Here is a 17,240-nt window from a genome sequence, read left to right on the forward strand (position 1 = left end):
TTGACCTTCAAGCTAACTTTAAGGTTATAGTTGTTTTAATGTCAATTTAATTAGCCAATAATTATGCGCAACCCTGTGTTTACCTCCTTTACCTTGCCAAGTGGTTTAGTATTAAAAAATCGTATTGCCAAAGCCGCTATGGAAGAAAACCTAGCACAAGAGGACCAAACGCCCTCCCAAGCACTTAAAAACGTTTATAGCGCATGGGCTAAAGGCGGTACAGGGCTAATTATTACTGGCAATGTAATGGTTGATCATTTAGCGATGACAGGCCCTGGTGGCCTTGTGCTTGAGCAAAGTACCGATATTACTGCCTTTGCAGAGCTTGCTCGTTTATCAAAGCAAAATAATTGCAAAGTGGTGATGCAAATTAATCACCCTGGTAGGCAAGTATTTAAAAAAATGGGTGGAAAGGCTCTATCAGCGTCAAGTGTTGCACTTAATATGGGTAAGCACTCGCACTTATTTGGCGTACCAAAGGCGATGACGCAAACCGACATTGACGATGTTATTACCCGCTTTACACAAACTGCACTACAAGCCGAAAAAGCCGGTTTTAATGGCGTACAAATACATGCAGCGCATGGCTATTTACTTGCCCAGTTTTTATCGCCACTTACCAATAAGCGCGACGATAAATGGGGGGGAAGTTTACAAAATAGAGCCCGTTTACTTCTCGAAATAACCCGCAGTATTAAAGCAGCTTGCTCCCCCACCCTTTCGGTTTCAGTAAAGTTAAACTCTGCAGATTTTCAACGTGGTGGGTTCGAACCCAGTGACGCGCAAGTTGTAGTGGATTTATTGAATGAACTCAATGTTGATTTTGTGGAGTTATCGGGTGGTAGCTACGAAGCACCTGCAATGCAAGGTAAAACAGGTGACGAACGCACACTTGCCCGCGAAGCATACTTTTTAGAGTTTGCAAAAGCGATTAGCAACCGCTCATCAATCCCAATAATGACCACCGGCGGCATTAGTCGCTTATCTATTGCCAACAACGTGATTGAAAGTGGAGTGGCCCTCGTGGGTATTGCCACTGCGCTTGCATACCAACCAAATTTACCAAACAAATGGCAAAATGAGCCACTGCAACTAGCCGTATTACCCAATGTTACTTGGCAAGATAAAACCCTCGCAGGGCTTGCCACTATGGCACTGGTAAAAAGGCAAATACGCCGTTTAGGCCAAGGTAAACCTGTAAAAACAAACGCTTCACTAATATTTACTTTAATTAGCGACCAGCTACGTTCGGTTAAATTAACTAAGCGTTACCGCAATCGCTTTGCTAGTGAGATTAATTAAGCTTTGGTATTCACTCTTTTTATGTATTCCGATTTTGTTTACTAATTTTTACACTTGAATAAATGTAACCATTTTTATGTTGTGTAAATGAGTATTAAGGCGTGCACCAATTTGGAAGTTTGCTTTTTTATCAAGCTATTAAAGTGCACTATTTTGTGCATATTAAAGTACTGTACGAGTAAAGAAAATAATCATTCTAAAATGTTAATTAAAGTGCGCGTTCAGCGTTTGTTAATTTAGTCATCTTATTGAAACTATTGGTATTTATTGCTTTCCTCTTGCTTGAGTTTGGTTGGTATTTATACTAGTTTATAGCGTAGATATTTAACCTTACTCAAGGAGAATAGTTACATGGTATCTCGCAGAAATTTTATTAAAGCAGGCGCTGCTTTAAGTTTAGGCTCTATTTTTAGTGCTTCAGCTTTGGCTGAACAATTAAAAGTAAAAATGTCTAACGGCAGTGTTATGCAAACTAAAGGATCAATAGATAAAAGCGCTGGTCTGCCCACAAACGATGTTACTAACGCTAGGCATTACCGGCCTGAATCAAGAATGGGCTTAGGCGGTCTTGCCGCAGGGAATGGCTTTAATACTATATCAAGCGATGCAGAAATTTTAACAATGCTAAATGCAGCATGGGATTCTGGTATTCGTCATTTTGATACGTCACCTTTTTACGGCTTAAGCTTAAGTGAAAGGCGCTTCGGTGATTTACTTCGAAACAAAAAGCGTGAAGATTATGTTTTATCCTCAAAAGTAGGTCGCCTTCTTACCCCTTCAGCAGAGCCTCTAGAAAATAGTTGGCATTGGGCTGATCACTCACCTTTTCATTATAAATATGATTACTCTGCATCAGGTACGCGTCGTTCAATAGAAGACACGTTGCATCGTATTGGTGTTGCCTCACTTGATATTGTTTATATTCACGATTTATCACCGCAAAATAGTGATATGGGAGATGATTGGCTTAAGTATTTTGATCAGGCAGCAAAAGGGGCTATTCCTGAGTTAACTAAAATGCGTGATGAAGGAATAATTAAAGGCTGGGGTTTTGGAATAAATACACCTCATGCTATTTATAAAGCGCTTGATATGTCAGACCCTGATATTTGCTTACTAGCGCTGCAATATTCAATTTTAGATCATAAGCAGGCACTTGATAAAACCTTTCCTATGCTTGATAAACGAGGTGTTTCAGCAGTCATTGGTGCTCCGCTTAATGGTGGTTTTTTAGCCGGTCGTAACCGCTTTAATTATTCACCTAAAATTCCAGGGCCTATGCAGCAAAAGTTTAATGCAATAAGCGATATTGCATCTAAACATGGGATTGATATTAAAACAGCTGCACTGCAATTCGCAGAGGCGCCTTCAACGGTATCCTCAATTATTCCTGGCGCACGCACGGAAGAGCAAATTAAAGCTAATGTAGCTTCAATGAAAGTTACCATACCAAGCGAATTTTGGAGTGAGTTGAAATCTAAACAGCTTATTGCAGAAAACGCCCCCATACCCACATAACAAAATAGGTGTGCCATTTGCTTGGCACACCTCGTTATAGCTAATGAGGTTGATTTTCAAGCAACGCTTAGTAGTAAGTACATTGATTGTTGGGCATTTGTATAAGCGCAGCTTGCTGGCGTTTAAAAACGAAGTTTTTAAACTTAGTTATTAGGTAGTCAAAAGCATTATTACGTGCCTATTACATATTACGTGCCTATTACATATTACGCATATCGGTATCATGCAGCGCTTCATCCAGGTGGTGAGAGCGTGTGGAACATATCGAAAGAGCTAAATATATAAAGTAAAAAGTTACTGTAAACCCCCATTACAGTTAGCCGGTAAATTGTACAAATAGTAAATTAGCACTACTTAGTCAATTGAGCAGTGCTAATTGGTTTAATTAAAAACCACGTTTACCGTTATTTATTGCCATTGCGCTTTTGCCAAAACGATCTCAATACCCCACAACGTTGCTTTTATAAACTTAAAAATATCAAGCACATTGCGATTTATTAACCCATTTTTTGTAAGGTTGGTACTTATCGTACAACACATTAAAAATATACGTGTATATAAGTATAAAAACTAAAAAGCCAGCTTCTAATGCTGTAGCGGCTAGCCATGTAATATTTAAATACCAAGCAAGTATTGGCAGCGTTATAACCACCATACCCAGCTCAAAGCCACATGCATGCGTAATGCGGGTTACTAAACCTCGCTCGATTCGGTTATGCCCAACTATTTTATCAAACACTATGTTGTAAATGTAATTCCAAAGCATGGCGAAGATTGATAAACCAATACCTACTATTGCCATTTTTCCTGTTGCAAACCCACCAAAATAAGATGATGCAGGTACAACAAAAGATAATGCTATCATCTCAAATATTAGTGCCTGAAAAATACGTTCTGCTGTGTTCATATATAAATAACTTCTTAAGTTGATGACGATGGCTGTATTTTCATTCATTATAAAGATATGTGTTAGTTACTTAATATCGGGAAAAGCGATATGTTTAGTATTGAACAGCTTCAAGCATTTGTGGCTACCGTTGAAGCTGGATCGTTTTCAGCTGCTGCGCGCGGTTTAAGTAAAGCGCAGTCGGTAATAAGCCAGCATATTATTAATTTAGAAATAGACTGTAATGCGACATTATTTGAGCGCACAGGGCGCTATCCACAATTAACCGAAGCCGGTAAACAGTTACTACCCCAGGCTAGGGCCGTGCTTAATCAACACCAGCGATTAACAAACTCTGCATTAGCACTAAACGAAAAAACACCAACCGAAATCACTATCGCACTTGACGAAGGGATCCCGTTTAAAACTATCGCGAGTATTATTAGCAAGCAGCAAAGTAAGTATCCTTACGTATCGCTTGAGTTTTTAAGTGCATCGAGCCATGACATAATTGACATGCTAAACAGCGAAAAGCCTATAACGGGTATTATTTTTAGTGAATTAAATATACCGAGTTACTTAGACTATGAATGTATTGGATCGGTAAAATTTGATTTATATGTTGCTAAGTCGCACCCTTTAGCGGGAATCAGATGTGAAAATATGGATGGCCTTCGGCTACATCGACAACTTCTTCTTCGTTCGCGCAATACACAAACAAGCAGCTTTCAGCTAAAAATTAGCCCAGAGATTTGGTATGCCGATAATTACTTTGTATTACTCGAGCTAGCAATACAAGGTAACGGGTGGTGCTTATTACCAAACCATGTAGCTGTAGATGCAGTACAAAGTGGTGAGCTGGTTAAACTTCCTCTTGAGTTTGAAGAAATGGGTTGGTTGGCTAATGTTGATGTATTACAGCATCAGCAACACAGTAATCAAGAGGTGTTTAAAGTACTAAGAAATTTACTACGGAATTTTTTAAAAATTTAGCTTTTATATAATGCCTGTTAGGCGGTTTACTTTTTATTACGCTAAATCCCAGTAAGGTGTATCGCCATAAAAGTCACTTGTAAAATCAACAAATGCACGTACTTTACTAGGTAAAAACTGTCTGTTAGCGTACACCATATACAGTCCCATTGGGTCGGGTTCGTAGTCATTTAAAATGCGCACTACTTTGCCTTGAGCCAGCGCTTCGCCAGCAATAAATGTGGGCTGCATAGCAATACCACCTCCAGCAATGGCTGTATTTAGTAGTAAGTCACCATTGTTAGCCACAAAGTTACTTTCAAGCTTTAGCTCGCTTTTTAACTCATTAACTCCAAATAATCGTTTTGTGGGTTCGCTGTGGGAATAGCGTAAATAATTATGTGACTGTAAATCTAAAAGCGTTTGTGGCGTGCCATGGCGTTCTAAATAGTCGGGTGATGCAAACACCGCTAGGTGTATAGGTGCAATTTTTTTAGCTATCAACGTTGAGTTTTTTAATACACCAATGCGCAGAGCAATATCAATACCCTGCTCTACTATATCTACATATTGGTCTGTGAGCCGTAAATCTAACTTTAAATTTGGATACTGCTTTTGAAAATCAACCAACAAACCTGCTAAATGCTTAGTACCAAACGACATAGGCGCACTAATACTAAGCACACCCGATACATTTTCGCTTAAGTTGTTTAGTGAGTTTTCCATGTCTTCAATATCAATAACCACCTGCTGACAACGCTGATAATACTGATTTCCAGCCTCTGTAACACTTACTTTTCGCGTTGTACGGTGTAATAAACGCGTGCGTAGATTATCTTCCAATGCAGAAATATATTTGCTGACTAACTGCGGCGAAATATCGAGTTTATCGGCCGCTTTTGAAAACGATCCTTCTTGCACAACGGCTAAAAAGGTCTTCATGGTGGTGAGCTTATCCATTTTTTAACAATGCTTTGTTGATAATGTATAAATAAGTATCATATTTATCGTCAAAATAGAAACTTATATAGTGTTTATAACGCATCTACTTGTTTAAGGTTTTAGTATGACTCAGCCTGCTTTATTTATATCTCACGGCTCGCCAATGATGGCTGTTCAGCAATCGGCTACGTCAGATTTTTTTGCATCATTAGCTCAAACGCTTAGTAAGCCTCGTGCTATTGTGGTGTTTTCTGCCCACTTTGATGAAGCGCACGATATAGTTATTACATCAGGAGATGCGCCGCATACTATTCACGACTTTTATAACTTCCCCAAGCCCCTGTATGAAATTCAATACCCCGCACCAGGGGACCCTAAGCTTTCTAATGCGATTAGTGAGTACTTTTACAAAGCGGGTATTAAAACGGTGAAAAGTGCAGATCAAGGGTGGGATCATGGTGTGTGGATCCCGCTGCGCTTAATGTACCCAGCAGCTAATATTCCCATTGTTCAGGTGTCTATTAACACGCGTTTAGGCGCTCAGGCGATGTATAAATACGGGCAGTTACTTGCACCACTGCGCAGCGATAACGTATTAATTATTGGCTCCGGCGGTATTAGTCACAATCTACGTGAAATATTTAAAAGCCCTGCTACACCTAATCGTGTTCAAATGGTTAATGAGTTTACTCATTGGGTTGAGCAAAAATTAATAGCGCAAAACACCCAAGCGTTACTTAACTATTTAAATGAAGCACCCCATGCTTTATTTAATCACCCTACCCAGGAGCACTTTTTACCTCTTTTTGCAGCGCTTGGAAGTAGTGACGGTAAAGTTGAAAAAATACATGAAGATATAGAAATGGATATTTTAGCACTCGATGCTTATAATTTTTATTAATTTGAGCGTTCGTTCAAATTAAGTTAAGCTGTAAGCAAGTACTCTAAAACCAACTTAATTTATTTTATTGCGGAGCAAACATGGCAACTACACTTGCATTTGACGTATACGGTACGCTAATAAACACTCACGGCGTACTGTCCTTACTCGACGACATGATTGGCGATAACGCCCAAGCATTTTCAAATACATGGCGCGAAAAGCAATTAGAGTATTCATTTAGACGTGGATTAATGCAAAATTATATTCCTTTCTCGCTATGTACAAAACACGCACTCGATTACGCCTGCTTAGCGCACAAAACCGAGCTAAGTGAAGATCAAAAGGGGCAACTGCTAGAGCTTTATAAAACGCTTCCTGCGTTCGACGATGTAAAAGCAGGCCTTGAGCAATTAAAAGCGAAGGATTACCGTTTGTTTGCATTTTCAAACGGAGCTGCCGACGCAGTTCATACCTTATTAGAAACCGCAGGTATTAGTGAACTTTTTGAAGGGGTAGTAAGTGCCGACGACGTTAAAACCTTTAAACCAAACCCAGGGGTTTATAGCCACTTTTTACGCGAAACCAATTCAACAGGCGCAAACACGTGGCTTGTATCAAGTAACCCGTTTGATGTAACCGGTGCCATATCGCACGGCATGCGCGCGGCGTGGATTCAACGATCTAAAGAATCTATTTTCGATCCGTGGGAAATACAGCCAAATACTATCGCAACCGACTTACTCGATTTAAAAGCAAAATTAGAAAGCGTTAACTAATTTTCTATTCCCCCTTTTGCTTATGGTATTAAGTGCCGTGGGTGTAAAGGGGGTTTACGTTTTAACTATTTACTCCCGCCTTTATTAGCTCAATTACTGTATTCATACGTTTTGCCAACGGCCTATTTCGGTGATGGCACACATAAATAGATTCACTAACCGGACATTCTAAATGATGTGTTTTTATAAGTTGTGGTTTATTGAATGCGCCAACAGCATGAGCAGGTAATACCGTAAAACCCAGCCCTAAGCTTACAGGTTCTAGTATTAAACTAATTTGGTTAGAAAATCCCGTACGTCTTATTTGGTCAATATGCTCAAACTCACTGTAGTTTTCGCTTAGTAGTAGCTGCGCATGATGGCTTGCATCGGGATGAGCAATAAACCCTAGCTCACACAGGGTTTGCCAATTAGGCATGTTTATACCTGCAGGCGTTACAAGTAGTAGTGGCTCTTGGCTTATTTTATGGCTGGTTAGTTCGCTAAATGTTGGAGCTTGAGTTAAAAACCCAATGTCGGCACTATGGTTTGCTACAGCTTGTTCAACACTTACATTGGGCGCAAAGCGGTAATCAATAATTAGTTCTTTATGCTCAGATTGCAGTGCTAATAATTGATTATAAAACTTTAAACCACAACTGCCCGGAGATTGAATCTTTACCGCTCCGCTGTACGGCGAATCATCTTTTAATTGTTGTTCTAAAAATTGCCAATCTTTAAGAAGCAGGCTGCCCTGCTGATATAAGTTTTGGCCCTGAGGAGTAAGCGAAAACTGCTTACCATAGCGCTCAAGCAAAGCGCAGTTAACTTGTTGCTCTAGCTTTTTAATGTGCTGACTTACACCAGATTGGGTCATATAAAGGCGCTCAGCTGTTTGGGTAAAATGATTTACCTCAACCAAAGTACAAAACGTATTTAACCATGTTGGATTTATCATTACAAAACGTACTCAAAATGATGATTAATGATAATTTTACTTAATGTTGGTCGGTTCGTAAACTAACTCCATCAACTAGTCACAAGATAAGTCACAAGTTAAAGAGGAAGCATTATGAGTCATACATATCCACGTAGTTTTTCGCACATTGGTATTTCGGTTCCCGACGTTGAAAAAGCAGTCGAGTTTTACACTAAGGTTATGGGTTGGTACACCATAATGGAACCGACTTTAATTACCGAAGACAAAAGCCCAATTGGCGAAATGTGCACAGAAGTATTTGGCGAAAAGTGGGAAAAATTCAAAATAGCACACCTATCTACAGGGGATCGTATTGGTGTCGAAATTTTCGAATTTAAAAACCAAGAAAACCCAAAAGACAATTTTGAATACTGGAAAACAGGCATCTTTCATTTTTGTGTTCAAGACCCAGATGTAGAAGGTTTAGCTGAGCGTATTGTAGAAGCTGGCGGTAAAAAACGTATGCAAGCCCCTCGTTATTACTACCCGGGTGAAAAGCCGTACCGCATGATCTACATGGAAGACCCGTTTGGTAATATCCTTGAAATTTACAGCCACAGCTACGAGCTTATTTACAGCGCAGGCGCTTACTAAAAGCATTTAGCTAAAAACAAAGACCGCAGTATTTATTACTGCGGCCTTTTTATTTCAGTTATAGAGTTTTTAAATACACTTCACCGTCTTCTTATTCTCTATAACTTGTTTTTGCTTAGCTTGTGCAGCATGTTTTGCCCTGAGTTGAAAATATTATCAACCTCCAGAAAAACACTACCAATCGAACTGTGTCCTAGTGAATTTATGAACGACATAATGTATTTGTCAGGAGCTTTTGCTCTTATCCACAAACAGGCTACATGTCAGTACCGCTGAGATTAAAAAACAAAACATTACGCTTAATGTAAATAATATAAAGTTTTCATTTTTTGATATAGCTGCTCCTTTAAGGAGTATTTCACCGCTATTAAGTGCATCTACTCCTACATAGATCATCAACGGAATTACAAAAAATGCATTGCTGAGCTTAATAAGTAAGTCCTTTGATGAAAGACTTACTAATTGAGAAGCATTATGCTCTTCCTCGTCTCTATTTAATAGTTCGGCTTTTAATAGCTCAAAGCGTTCAGGGTACAAAGCCCTATCAATAGACGTGATAGCTTCTTGCAATTCAGTAATAGAATATTCTGAATAATTTGGTTCCATCTATTAAACCTTCTCCAGTGCCTAACGCTTACATAAGCGGAAAAATATAGTTGACCAAGATGGTTTTAGGAACAAAAAACAGCCAGCTATAATTTTTTCATTTGATATTTACGTTAGGTTTTTTAGTTAAATGTATATAAAACAAGTATATATAGCTAATGGGCCAAAGTAAGAATATGGAAGCTACTAGTTTAAAGTGTCCATTTTTATATGAATGTGCTTGTGCTGAAAACCAACTTAATAAAGCTCCAATTACACATAAAATCTTAAGAATGTTACCAAACCAGTGTTCATTAAGGAAACTCATAAAACTGGTGTTTTGACTTGCAAATATAAATAACAAAAGAGCTGAGGTACCAAATAAGAGACAGCTTCTTGATTCTGAACATTTTAGTAAGAATAGGCTAAAACCATCTTCCATGTTTTCACTAAAAAGTGGATGCTTCATAGAACTCCATTTAACATCTAACAATTTTATAGGCCGCGAATCGAGCATACTTCTGCCGATGTCACGCTCATGTTTCTACTTTATACAGTTTTAACAAATTACCTAAGGCATTGCTATCAAAAGCTATTTAATATTTACAAGCAAAGTTAAGGCATATAAATGCGCGTTTCGCTCATTTCCTTGATTATGTAGGTAAGCAGCAGTTTGGCTGGCTTAATAGGTATTACAAGTATATGATATTGATAATTATTTGTATTAACAGGTTTTGAAAGGTGTGTATGAAAAAGTCTATGTTAACTTTGGCGTTAGTTGCGGGTTTGAGTGGTTGTAGCACAACAGCCACGGTGCCGCCTGATAAAAGCTCATCGTTATATTACTCAGCACTTTACAATGCACAAGCAAAGCCTGTTAGCTCTGTATTATTAGAGCCCAAGCTATTAAATGCCGATGTGGTTTTAGTAGGTGAATGGCATACGCACCCGGGTGTGCATTTATTTCAGGCTGAGTTATTTGAGCAATTAAGCAAAAGTAATAAACACACTGCGCTGTCGCTTGAGCAATTTAGCCGCGCCGATCAGCATACTTTAAACCAGTACGTTAAGAGTGAAATTGGTGAGCAATACTTAATTGATAAAACCCAAGCGTGGCCTAACTACAAAAGTGACTACCGTGCGCTAGTAGAGCTGGCAAAAACGAACAATAGCGATGTAATAGCTGCAAATGCCCCTAAAAATATTGTTACCTGTATTGGCAGGCAAGGCATAAGTTACCTAAATAAGCTTGATGAAACACAGCAGAGCTATATTGCAGCCGCTATTGATACATCCCCCAGTGATTATAAACAACGTTTTATGACCTCAATGCACCATGGCACGCCAAGTCAAAACGAAAATTATTATGCTGCGCAAGTTACCTGGGATGAAACCATGGGGGAGTCTATCGTTAACTATTTAAATAATCATAAAGATGCGCAGGTAATGCATATAGCGGGCGATTTTCATGTGAAAAATGGCGAAGGTATAGCGCGCGTTATTAAGCGTTTAGCGCCAGAGCTAAATGTTGTGTGGATATCGCCGGTTACAAGTGTGCAAGCTAACCAAACAGGGTATCAGTTGCAGGTTAACCCTTTGCCACCTCGTTATGTGCAAACACAGCATCAACAAGCTGCTTTTAAAGCGTTAGCCAAACGCGGCGAGCAAACGTATTGCCAATAATAAAGTTGGGTGTATTACACTGTGTTAGTGCAATACACCTTTGATATTTAGTTAAGCGTAAATGTGCCTTTCATCATGGCGTAATGTCCAGGGAAAGAGCAAAAGTACGTGTAATTAGTCCCGGCGGTTAAAGTGCTTGTGTTAAAGGTAACTTGCGTTGATTTACCACCGCCAATAATGTCTGTAGCTGCAAGCACACGAGTATCGTTAGGCTTTAAGTAGTGGTTGCTAAGCCCTGCTGCGTTGCCATCGGTTATTATAGCTTGCATGTTTTGCTCGCTAGCAAGCACCCAGTTATGACCCATTACATTGGCAGGTAATTTACCCACATGGCTAAGCTTTACGGTTACTTTTTTACAGCTTTTAGGGGCGCTTAATGTTTTAGTTGAAAACTGCATCATATCGTTTGCATCTAGGCTGAGTGTACATTCGTCTGCATATGCCGCATTGGCACTAAGTAGTAGTGCAGTGCTTAGTAAGAGTGTTAATTTTTTCATACTGTTTCCTCTGCTGTTAGGTTATTGCGTGCTTGATTGGTTAGCGCAACCAGCGCTTTACGAACCTCTAACGGGCTGTTGCACTGGGTATTAAAGTTAATAAAGTAATTACGCTTTTGGCTTTGTATATAAAAACCAGTGGGTAATAGGCCGCTCATTATTGGGGTGTTATCAGCTACGCTGTAGTGCTGCATTAATATGAGCGACATAGCATCTTGATGGTCATCGTTCATGTGACTTATCATGCTTTGCTGCTGGTTTTCATCCCAGTTTTTTGCCTCGTATTGCCATTCGTTTTGCTCAAGCCAAAATATTTTGCCAAAACCGCCAATGTAACGCACACGAATTACGTCTAGTTGCCATAATTGAAAGTCGTGCGCATTGCGATAGCTAGCGGCTTCGGGGTATAGGGCAATATAGTTATCAAGTAAAGTGTGTGCTTGCTCACTTGGCACAACAGAGCCATCACCTACGAGCGTTACGCGGCCGTGCTCGTTTTGATCGCCACTGTCGGCGGCGTCAAATACGGTAAGGCTCATACGTGAGTCGTGCTTTAGATTTTTAGTGTGCTGGGCTATATCGCTAATAAAAAAGTAAACACGGCCTTGTTCGTCGCACATATAGGGGGTTACTGAGCCAAACGGGTAGCCGCGTAAATTATTCGAAATAGTCGACATGACACCCGCATTGGTTCTGTAAACCAAGGTGCGTGCATCGTTTAATGCTTGCTCTCTCATAAAAACTCCTGACGTTGAGAAAAAACCATGGGTGCATCGTTATAAGGATGAGGGTTTACGTGCAGTTTCATGGCGTACATTTGTTGTAAGTTTTGTTCTGTTAATACGGTGTTTATAAGCCCACTTTGCAACACTTTTTTGTTGTGCAGTAAAATAGCATCGGTTGCATACAGGCTAGCTAAATTTAGATCGTGTATTGCAATAATGGCGCTGTTGCCTTGTTCTACAAAGGTTTTAACGCAGCTGAGCAAAGTATGTTGGTGGCGCATATCAAGTGCTGATGTAGGCTCGTCGAGTAGCATTAGTTTTGGCTCGGCCGATTGTGTAAAGGCATCGAGCTGCGCTAAAGTACGCGCCATATGCACTCGTTGTTGCTCTCCGCCCGAAAGCGCACTTACGCGGCGAGTTAAATACTGGTTTAAATCCATAATAGCGGCGTATTTATGTACTTTTTCGCTTTGCATTTTTAATGACTCTACATACGGATAGCGACCCATTGCAATAAGCTCAAATACATTAAAATCAAACCCTACGTGGTTAGCTTGCATCATGACTGCGCGCTGTGTTGCAAGGCGTTTTTTAGCGTGAGAGGCCAGCGGCTTAGCATTAAAAAGTACACTGCCTGTAAAGGCGTGCATACCTGCTAAGGTATGCAGCAAGGTAGATTTACCTGCGCCATTTTCACCAAGTAGTGCTACAAGTTGCCCTTGTTTAGCGCTGCCATTAATAGCGTTTAAAACGCTGTGATTATCAAAGCCAACGCTTAGGTTGTTAAACGTGATCATGACCAACCTCGCTTATTTTTCACTATTAAATAAATAAACAATGGCGCACCCAATAGCGCGGTAATAATGCCAATGGGTAGCTCTGATGGCATGATCACAATACGTGCTAGCCAGTCAGAAAGTAGCAATACCACTACGCCAATTAGCATACAAAGCGGCAGCATATTACGTAAATGCGGCCCCACCATTAAGCGGGCAATATGCGGGACTACCAAGCCAACAAACCCTATTAAACCGGTAAGCGCTACAACCGCACCTACCCCTAATGCAACGAGTATAATGACATATAATTTAAGTTTATTAGTGTCTACTCCTAGGTACTGAGCTTGTGACTCGCCAATAAGGAGTAAGTTCATGGGGTTTTTTAACCGCCACAGGCCAATTAGGCTGATAAATAGTAACGGCGCAGCTTGAATAATCGTGCTCCAGCTTGCTCCGCCTAATGAGCCCATGGTCCAATAATTTATTAATCGTAGTGCGCTATCGTCGGCAAAAAAACTCAGTAGCCCAATAACAGCGAATGCTAACGCGTTAATAGCGACTCCTACCAATATAAGTGTGGTGATATTAATTTGCCCCTGCTGCTTGGCAATAAAATATACCAACGAGGTAACACCAAGCGCCCCTAAAAACGACGCATAAGGTAAATACAACTGAGCGTTAAAATTAAACTGCGCGCTAAGTGCAATAAACGCCACTGCAACCATTGCCGCACCTGCACTAATGCCAATAATAGATGGGTCGGCCAACGGGTTACGGCACAGCGCTTGCGTTGCCGCGCCTGTTTGGGCAAGCACCAACCCTACAAGCACTGCAAGCACAAAGCGTGGCAAACGTATTTGCATAACCACATTTATTTGCAGCGCATCAAACTGATTAAAGTACTCGGGCGCAAGCCAAGCAATGGCTAAACGCCAATCCCATCCTGCAGGGCCGTACCCAATACTTAGTAACGCCAAAGCAAAAATACAAACAGAGGCTAATAGCATCCATTTATGAGTTTGGCTAAGTGTTATAGGCACAAAGCGGCTCAATGCTAGGGTGTTCATAAGCGGGTTTTATACTCGTTAAGCTCATTAATTGCTGTGGCAATACGTGGCGACATACCAAGCGAAAGCAGGCTATCCATAACAAGTAAGTTACAGCTTTGCGCAGCTTTTAATAAGCGTAGGTTCGGTTGCTTACAAAAAGCCTGCTTGCCGCCAATGCTTTGTACAACATGCTTTGGCGCAACTAAAAAGTCAGGCTGATTTACAGCAAGTACTTCGGTATTAATTACTTTAAAGCCTGAATGTGTAGCTGCTATATTAGTAATCCCCGCATAGCTAAATAATAAATTAGGGACGGTTTCTTGCCCTGCAGCAACAAGCCCGCGCTCATTAGCTGAGAGTAAAAATAGCGCGCTGTGTGTCTGCGCTTTGGCTTTTTCAGGTAATGAGTCTGTAATGTGCGTAATAAGTGATTGCGCTTTTTGCTTGGCGTTTAAATCGGTACCAAGGCGTTTAATTAGCTCAAGTAGCTCATTAACTGAGATGGGCTTTTTATAATGAATTAGTTTAACCCCAGTTGCCTCAATTTGTTTAAGTGCTTGGCTTCGCCCTGCTCCTTCAAGCGCTAACAAGGTGGTTGGGCGCATAGAAAGTACGCCTTCTGCCGCTAAATCGCGGTAATAACCCACTTGTGGTAATTGCGTAGCTTGCTGCGGGTACATACTAGATTGATCAACCGCTACAAGGGTACTTTGTTTGCCCAGCGCATAAATTATTTCTGTAAGGGTACCGCCAGCACTAATAACGCGCTCCTGTGCAAGTACAGGTTGAGTGACTAAAGCAAACAATATAAATAGGTATTTCATTACAAACTCCGGCTTTTATTTTCGGCTATTATAACCAGTTAAATCTAAATGAAAATGATTATCATAATTAATTGATCTTAATTTGACTTAGTTGTAACATCCTCGCCATAAATAATAACTATTATCATTTGGAGTTAAAGTGAACCCCTCTACATTTAAATTTACTGCTATAGCAACCTTATTACTCGGATCGGGCACTGCATTTGCCGAAAACATAATTGACGATCATATTGTTGTGAGTGGCTCGCGCTTTGAACAAAAGCTTAAAGATGTAACAGGCTCAGTTACTGTTATTACCGAGCAAGATATAGAGCGCCAGCTAGCTGTAGATTTACAAACCATGTTTAAATACGATTCAAGCATTGCAACCACAGGCAGTGGTGCAGGCGCGCAAACACTTACTGTACGTGGTGTTGGTGGTAACCGTGTTGTATTTATAAAAGATGGCCGACGCACCAACGATGGTTATGCAGGCGGAGGGGGCTATTTAGTTGGCCGCAATTACTTTGATGTAGCAGGCGTAAAACAAGTAGAAGTAGCCAAAGGTGCTGCATCGTCTTTATATGGCTCTGACGCACTCGGTGGCATTGTGGTTATAACCACGAAAGATCCAAGCGATTATCTAAAAGATAACAGCAGCTATGTAAAAATGGCACTGGGGTATCAAGGTCAAAGTAACCAAATTGCTGCTGATATTACCGGTGCAAAAGACTTAGGCGACTTTGTAGTAAGCGCAGTTTATAGCCATCGCGACAGCGAAGAAGTACAAAATTACGACGAAAACTTACCCGGTTATGATGCAAAGTCGGACGCTTTAATAGTTAAATTTGAGCAACAGCTTGATGAAAAACGCACACTTAAATACACCCTTGATTATTTTAATCAAACGACTGAGCAAGTAATAACCCCCGCGGTTCAAGAAACCGAGGAAGACGACACGAGTTGGTCACTGGCGCTAGATTACCATTCAGAGGTAGCTACAGCTGCGTTTGATAAATGGTACGGGCAAGTGTCTTATAGTAGTTACGAGCAACAAAGTGATGCAATTAGTGGCGCAAGCACCTACACCGATTATAACGACTATCGCTTTGAGCAAAATATTTTAGGTTTAAAAGCAGTATTTAATAAAGGGCTTAAAGGAGAAACCACCGATCATGAAGTGGTATATGGAGTTGATATCGACTTATACGACACCACCCGCCCTCGTTTTAAAACACGTATTTTAGCCGATGGCACCGTTGATTTTACCGATCAAAAACAAAAAGCATTTCCCGGAGCTGATACCTCTTTAATTGGCGCTTATGTGCAAGACAGTATTTCGTTTAAAAACAGCGCATGGTCGGTTATTGCAGGCGTGCGATATGATTACTACACCCTAGAGGCTAAAAGTGATGAGTTATACGCCGATGCACAGCTTGATGATATTACCGAATCTGCCTTTTCGCCTAAGCTAGGTGTTATATACCAAGTGGATGATAACTTATCGTTGTACGGGCAATACGTACGAGGCTTTAAAATACCACCACACGACCAAGCCTATCAAAGCCACGGCGTTGAGCCGTTTTATCAAATATTACCAAACGCCGATTTAGACCCTGAAAGCAGTAATTCGTTTGAGCTTGGGCTAAGATACGCCAGCAGCGATATTAGCGTAAACTTAAGTGCTTTTTATGCAGCATTCGATGATTTTATAGAAACCGCAGTGGTGGGTGTTGAGCCAACGTACATTCCTAATGTAAACAAAACTTTGTATCAATATCAAAATATTAGCGAAACACAAATAAGCGGTGTAGAAGCAGGAATTGCCATGTATGTCGCTGAAAATATACTACTTGAGGCAAACGTGGCCTACGTTGATGGTGAAAACAAAGAAACCGATCAGCCACTTACCAGTATTAGCCCGTTAAATGGCTCAATATTGTTAAGTACAGAGCTGGGTAATATTAACTGGACCGCTGCGTTGCGTTTAGCTAAATCGCAATCGGATGTAGTACTTGATGCAAACGATGATAAAACTACGCAAGGGCATGGCTACGGCGTTGTTGATTTATACGCAAACTACGAATGGCAAGCGTGGCAGCTAAATGTAGGTGTACTTAACTTGCTCGATAAAGAATATGTACCTTTTGAGTTGATTGCAGGTCAATCGCAAAGTGCTGATTTTAGCCAATACACCCAACCTGGGCGTAACTTTTCAGCAAGGGTAAGCTATCAGTTTTAATTAGGGCTAAACAAATGGCAATAAACGCTGCATGGGTATGCAGCGT

Annotated in this window: 17 protein-coding genes; 8 read left to right on the forward strand and 9 right to left on the reverse strand. The window is 40.5% G+C overall.

Annotated elements, in window-relative coordinates; translation table 11 throughout:
- Positions 1-63 precede the first annotated feature (63 nt).
- Together I6E70_RS05340 and I6E70_RS05345 are read left to right on the forward strand one after the other, a co-directional pair.
- Positions 64-1,302, forward strand: coding sequence for an NADH:flavin oxidoreductase/NADH oxidase family protein (locus tag I6E70_RS05340; RefSeq protein WP_197188220.1), 1,239 nt, complete (start codon positions 64-66; stop codon positions 1,300-1,302).
- A gap of 351 nt (positions 1,303-1,653) precedes the next feature.
- Complete coding sequence (locus I6E70_RS05345; protein ID WP_197188221.1) at positions 1,654-2,820, forward strand: aldo/keto reductase; 1,167 nt, start codon at positions 1,654-1,656, stop codon at positions 2,818-2,820.
- Positions 2,821-3,298: 478 nt separating this feature from the next.
- On the opposite strand, the gene I6E70_RS05350 is transcribed toward I6E70_RS05345, so the two are convergent.
- Positions 3,299-3,727 (reverse strand): PACE efflux transporter, encoded by a 429-nt coding sequence (locus I6E70_RS05350; protein WP_010552903.1) that lies wholly within the window; start codon positions 3,725-3,727, stop codon positions 3,299-3,301.
- Positions 3,728-3,817: 90 nt separating this feature from the next.
- Between I6E70_RS05350 and I6E70_RS05355 the strand changes: the two genes are divergently transcribed.
- Complete coding sequence (locus I6E70_RS05355; protein ID WP_197188222.1) at positions 3,818-4,699, forward strand: LysR family transcriptional regulator; 882 nt, start codon at positions 3,818-3,820, stop codon at positions 4,697-4,699.
- A 36-nt stretch (positions 4,700-4,735) separates the two neighbouring features.
- On the opposite strand, the gene I6E70_RS05360 is transcribed toward I6E70_RS05355, so the two are convergent.
- On the reverse strand, positions 4,736-5,638 hold the full coding sequence (locus I6E70_RS05360; protein WP_197100413.1) for a LysR family transcriptional regulator: 903 nt from the start codon (positions 5,636-5,638) through the stop codon (positions 4,736-4,738).
- A gap of 106 nt (positions 5,639-5,744) precedes the next feature.
- Between I6E70_RS05360 and I6E70_RS05365 the strand changes: the two genes are divergently transcribed.
- Both I6E70_RS05365 and I6E70_RS05370 read left to right on the forward strand, forming a co-directional pair.
- Complete coding sequence (locus I6E70_RS05365; RefSeq protein ID WP_197188223.1) at positions 5,745-6,521, forward strand: DODA-type extradiol aromatic ring-opening family dioxygenase; 777 nt, start codon at positions 5,745-5,747, stop codon at positions 6,519-6,521.
- 80 nt (positions 6,522-6,601) lie between these two features.
- Positions 6,602-7,279 carry a haloacid dehalogenase type II gene (locus I6E70_RS05370; protein WP_002959247.1) on the forward strand — a complete coding sequence of 226 codons (678 nt, stop codon included), beginning with the start codon at positions 6,602-6,604 and terminating at the stop codon, positions 7,277-7,279.
- 61 nt (positions 7,280-7,340) lie between these two features.
- Here I6E70_RS05370 and I6E70_RS05375 read toward each other — a convergent pair whose 3' ends face one another.
- Positions 7,341-8,216, reverse strand: coding sequence for a LysR family transcriptional regulator (locus tag I6E70_RS05375; protein ID WP_197188224.1), 876 nt, complete (start codon positions 8,214-8,216; stop codon positions 7,341-7,343).
- Between the two features lie 114 nt (positions 8,217-8,330).
- On the opposite strand from I6E70_RS05375, the gene I6E70_RS05380 reads away from it, so the two are divergent.
- Complete coding sequence (locus tag I6E70_RS05380) at positions 8,331-8,831, forward strand: lactoylglutathione lyase family protein (protein ID WP_007583656.1); 501 nt, start codon at positions 8,331-8,333, stop codon at positions 8,829-8,831.
- A 225-nt stretch (positions 8,832-9,056) separates the two neighbouring features.
- On the opposite strand, the gene I6E70_RS05385 is transcribed toward I6E70_RS05380, so the two are convergent.
- Positions 9,057-9,437 carry a hypothetical protein gene (locus I6E70_RS05385; protein ID WP_010552898.1) on the reverse strand — a complete coding sequence of 127 codons (381 nt, stop codon included), beginning with the start codon at positions 9,435-9,437 and terminating at the stop codon, positions 9,057-9,059.
- 726 nt (positions 9,438-10,163) lie between these two features.
- Here I6E70_RS05385 and I6E70_RS05390 point away from each other — a divergent pair.
- Positions 10,164-11,099: a ChaN family lipoprotein gene (locus tag I6E70_RS05390; RefSeq protein WP_197188225.1), complete on the forward strand. Its 936-nt coding sequence runs from the start codon at positions 10,164-10,166 to the stop codon at positions 11,097-11,099.
- Positions 11,100-11,146: 47 nt separating this feature from the next.
- On the opposite strand, the gene azu is transcribed toward I6E70_RS05390, so the two are convergent.
- The 5 genes from azu to I6E70_RS05415 are packed head-to-tail and all read right to left on the reverse strand — an operon-like array spanning position 11,147 to position 14,973.
- On the reverse strand, positions 11,147-11,596 hold the full coding sequence (azu, locus tag I6E70_RS05395; RefSeq protein ID WP_197188226.1) for an azurin: 450 nt from the start codon (positions 11,594-11,596) through the stop codon (positions 11,147-11,149).
- Complete coding sequence (locus tag I6E70_RS05400; protein ID WP_197188227.1) at positions 11,593-12,333, reverse strand: HugZ family pyridoxamine 5'-phosphate oxidase; 741 nt, start codon at positions 12,331-12,333, stop codon at positions 11,593-11,595. Before I6E70_RS05400 ends, azu begins: the two co-directional genes overlap by 4 nt.
- Complete coding sequence (locus tag I6E70_RS05405) at positions 12,330-13,118, reverse strand: heme ABC transporter ATP-binding protein (RefSeq protein ID WP_197188228.1); 789 nt, start codon at positions 13,116-13,118, stop codon at positions 12,330-12,332. The genes I6E70_RS05400 and I6E70_RS05405 overlap by 4 nt, the downstream gene beginning before the upstream one ends.
- A complete protein-coding gene (locus I6E70_RS05410) occupies positions 13,115-14,167 on the reverse strand; it encodes a FecCD family ABC transporter permease (protein WP_197188229.1) in 1,053 nt (350 codons plus the stop codon). Before I6E70_RS05410 ends, I6E70_RS05405 begins: the two co-directional genes overlap by 4 nt.
- Positions 14,164-14,973: a heme/hemin ABC transporter substrate-binding protein gene (locus I6E70_RS05415; protein ID WP_197188230.1), complete on the reverse strand. Its 810-nt coding sequence runs from the start codon at positions 14,971-14,973 to the stop codon at positions 14,164-14,166. Before I6E70_RS05415 ends, I6E70_RS05410 begins: the two co-directional genes overlap by 4 nt.
- Positions 14,974-15,112: 139 nt before the next feature.
- Here I6E70_RS05415 and I6E70_RS05420 point away from each other — a divergent pair, with 139 nt between their 5' ends.
- Positions 15,113-17,194 carry a TonB-dependent hemoglobin/transferrin/lactoferrin family receptor gene (locus I6E70_RS05420; RefSeq protein ID WP_197188231.1) on the forward strand — a complete coding sequence of 694 codons (2,082 nt, stop codon included), beginning with the start codon at positions 15,113-15,115 and terminating at the stop codon, positions 17,192-17,194.
- The last annotated feature ends 46 nt before the right edge of the window (positions 17,195-17,240 follow it).

Source organism: Pseudoalteromonas sp. NGC95 (genome assembly GCF_015864705.1).
Classification (GTDB): Bacteria; Pseudomonadota; Gammaproteobacteria; order Enterobacterales; family Alteromonadaceae; genus Pseudoalteromonas; species Pseudoalteromonas arctica.

Bases quoted from the DNA above. Each gene is read 5' to 3' on its own strand.
- I6E70_RS05340 (WP_197188220.1), top strand. From the start codon at position 64: ATGCGCAACCCTGTGTTTACCTCCTTTACCTTGCCAAGTGGTTTAGTA.
- I6E70_RS05345 (WP_197188221.1), top strand. From the start codon at position 1,654: ATGGTATCTCGCAGAAATTTTATTAAAGCAGGCGCTGCTTTAAGTTTA.
- I6E70_RS05350 (WP_010552903.1), bottom strand. From the start codon at position 3,727: ATGAACACAGCAGAACGTATTTTTCAGGCACTAATATTTGAGATGATA.
- I6E70_RS05355 (WP_197188222.1), top strand. From the start codon at position 3,818: ATGTTTAGTATTGAACAGCTTCAAGCATTTGTGGCTACCGTTGAAGCT.
- I6E70_RS05360 (WP_197100413.1), bottom strand. From the start codon at position 5,638: ATGGATAAGCTCACCACCATGAAGACCTTTTTAGCCGTTGTGCAAGAA.
- I6E70_RS05365 (WP_197188223.1), top strand. From the start codon at position 5,745: ATGACTCAGCCTGCTTTATTTATATCTCACGGCTCGCCAATGATGGCT.
- I6E70_RS05370 (WP_002959247.1), top strand. From the start codon at position 6,602: ATGGCAACTACACTTGCATTTGACGTATACGGTACGCTAATAAACACT.
- I6E70_RS05375 (WP_197188224.1), bottom strand. From the start codon at position 8,216: ATGATAAATCCAACATGGTTAAATACGTTTTGTACTTTGGTTGAGGTA.
- I6E70_RS05380 (WP_007583656.1), top strand. From the start codon at position 8,331: ATGAGTCATACATATCCACGTAGTTTTTCGCACATTGGTATTTCGGTT.
- I6E70_RS05385 (WP_010552898.1), bottom strand. From the start codon at position 9,437: ATGGAACCAAATTATTCAGAATATTCTATTACTGAATTGCAAGAAGCT.
- I6E70_RS05390 (WP_197188225.1), top strand. From the start codon at position 10,164: ATGAAAAAGTCTATGTTAACTTTGGCGTTAGTTGCGGGTTTGAGTGGT.
- azu (WP_197188226.1), bottom strand. From the start codon at position 11,596: ATGAAAAAATTAACACTCTTACTAAGCACTGCACTACTACTTAGTGCC.
- I6E70_RS05400 (WP_197188227.1), bottom strand. From the start codon at position 12,333: ATGAGAGAGCAAGCATTAAACGATGCACGCACCTTGGTTTACAGAACC.
- I6E70_RS05405 (WP_197188228.1), bottom strand. From the start codon at position 13,118: ATGATCACGTTTAACAACCTAAGCGTTGGCTTTGATAATCACAGCGTT.
- I6E70_RS05410 (WP_197188229.1), bottom strand. From the start codon at position 14,167: ATGAACACCCTAGCATTGAGCCGCTTTGTGCCTATAACACTTAGCCAA.
- I6E70_RS05415 (WP_197188230.1), bottom strand. From the start codon at position 14,973: ATGAAATACCTATTTATATTGTTTGCTTTAGTCACTCAACCTGTACTT.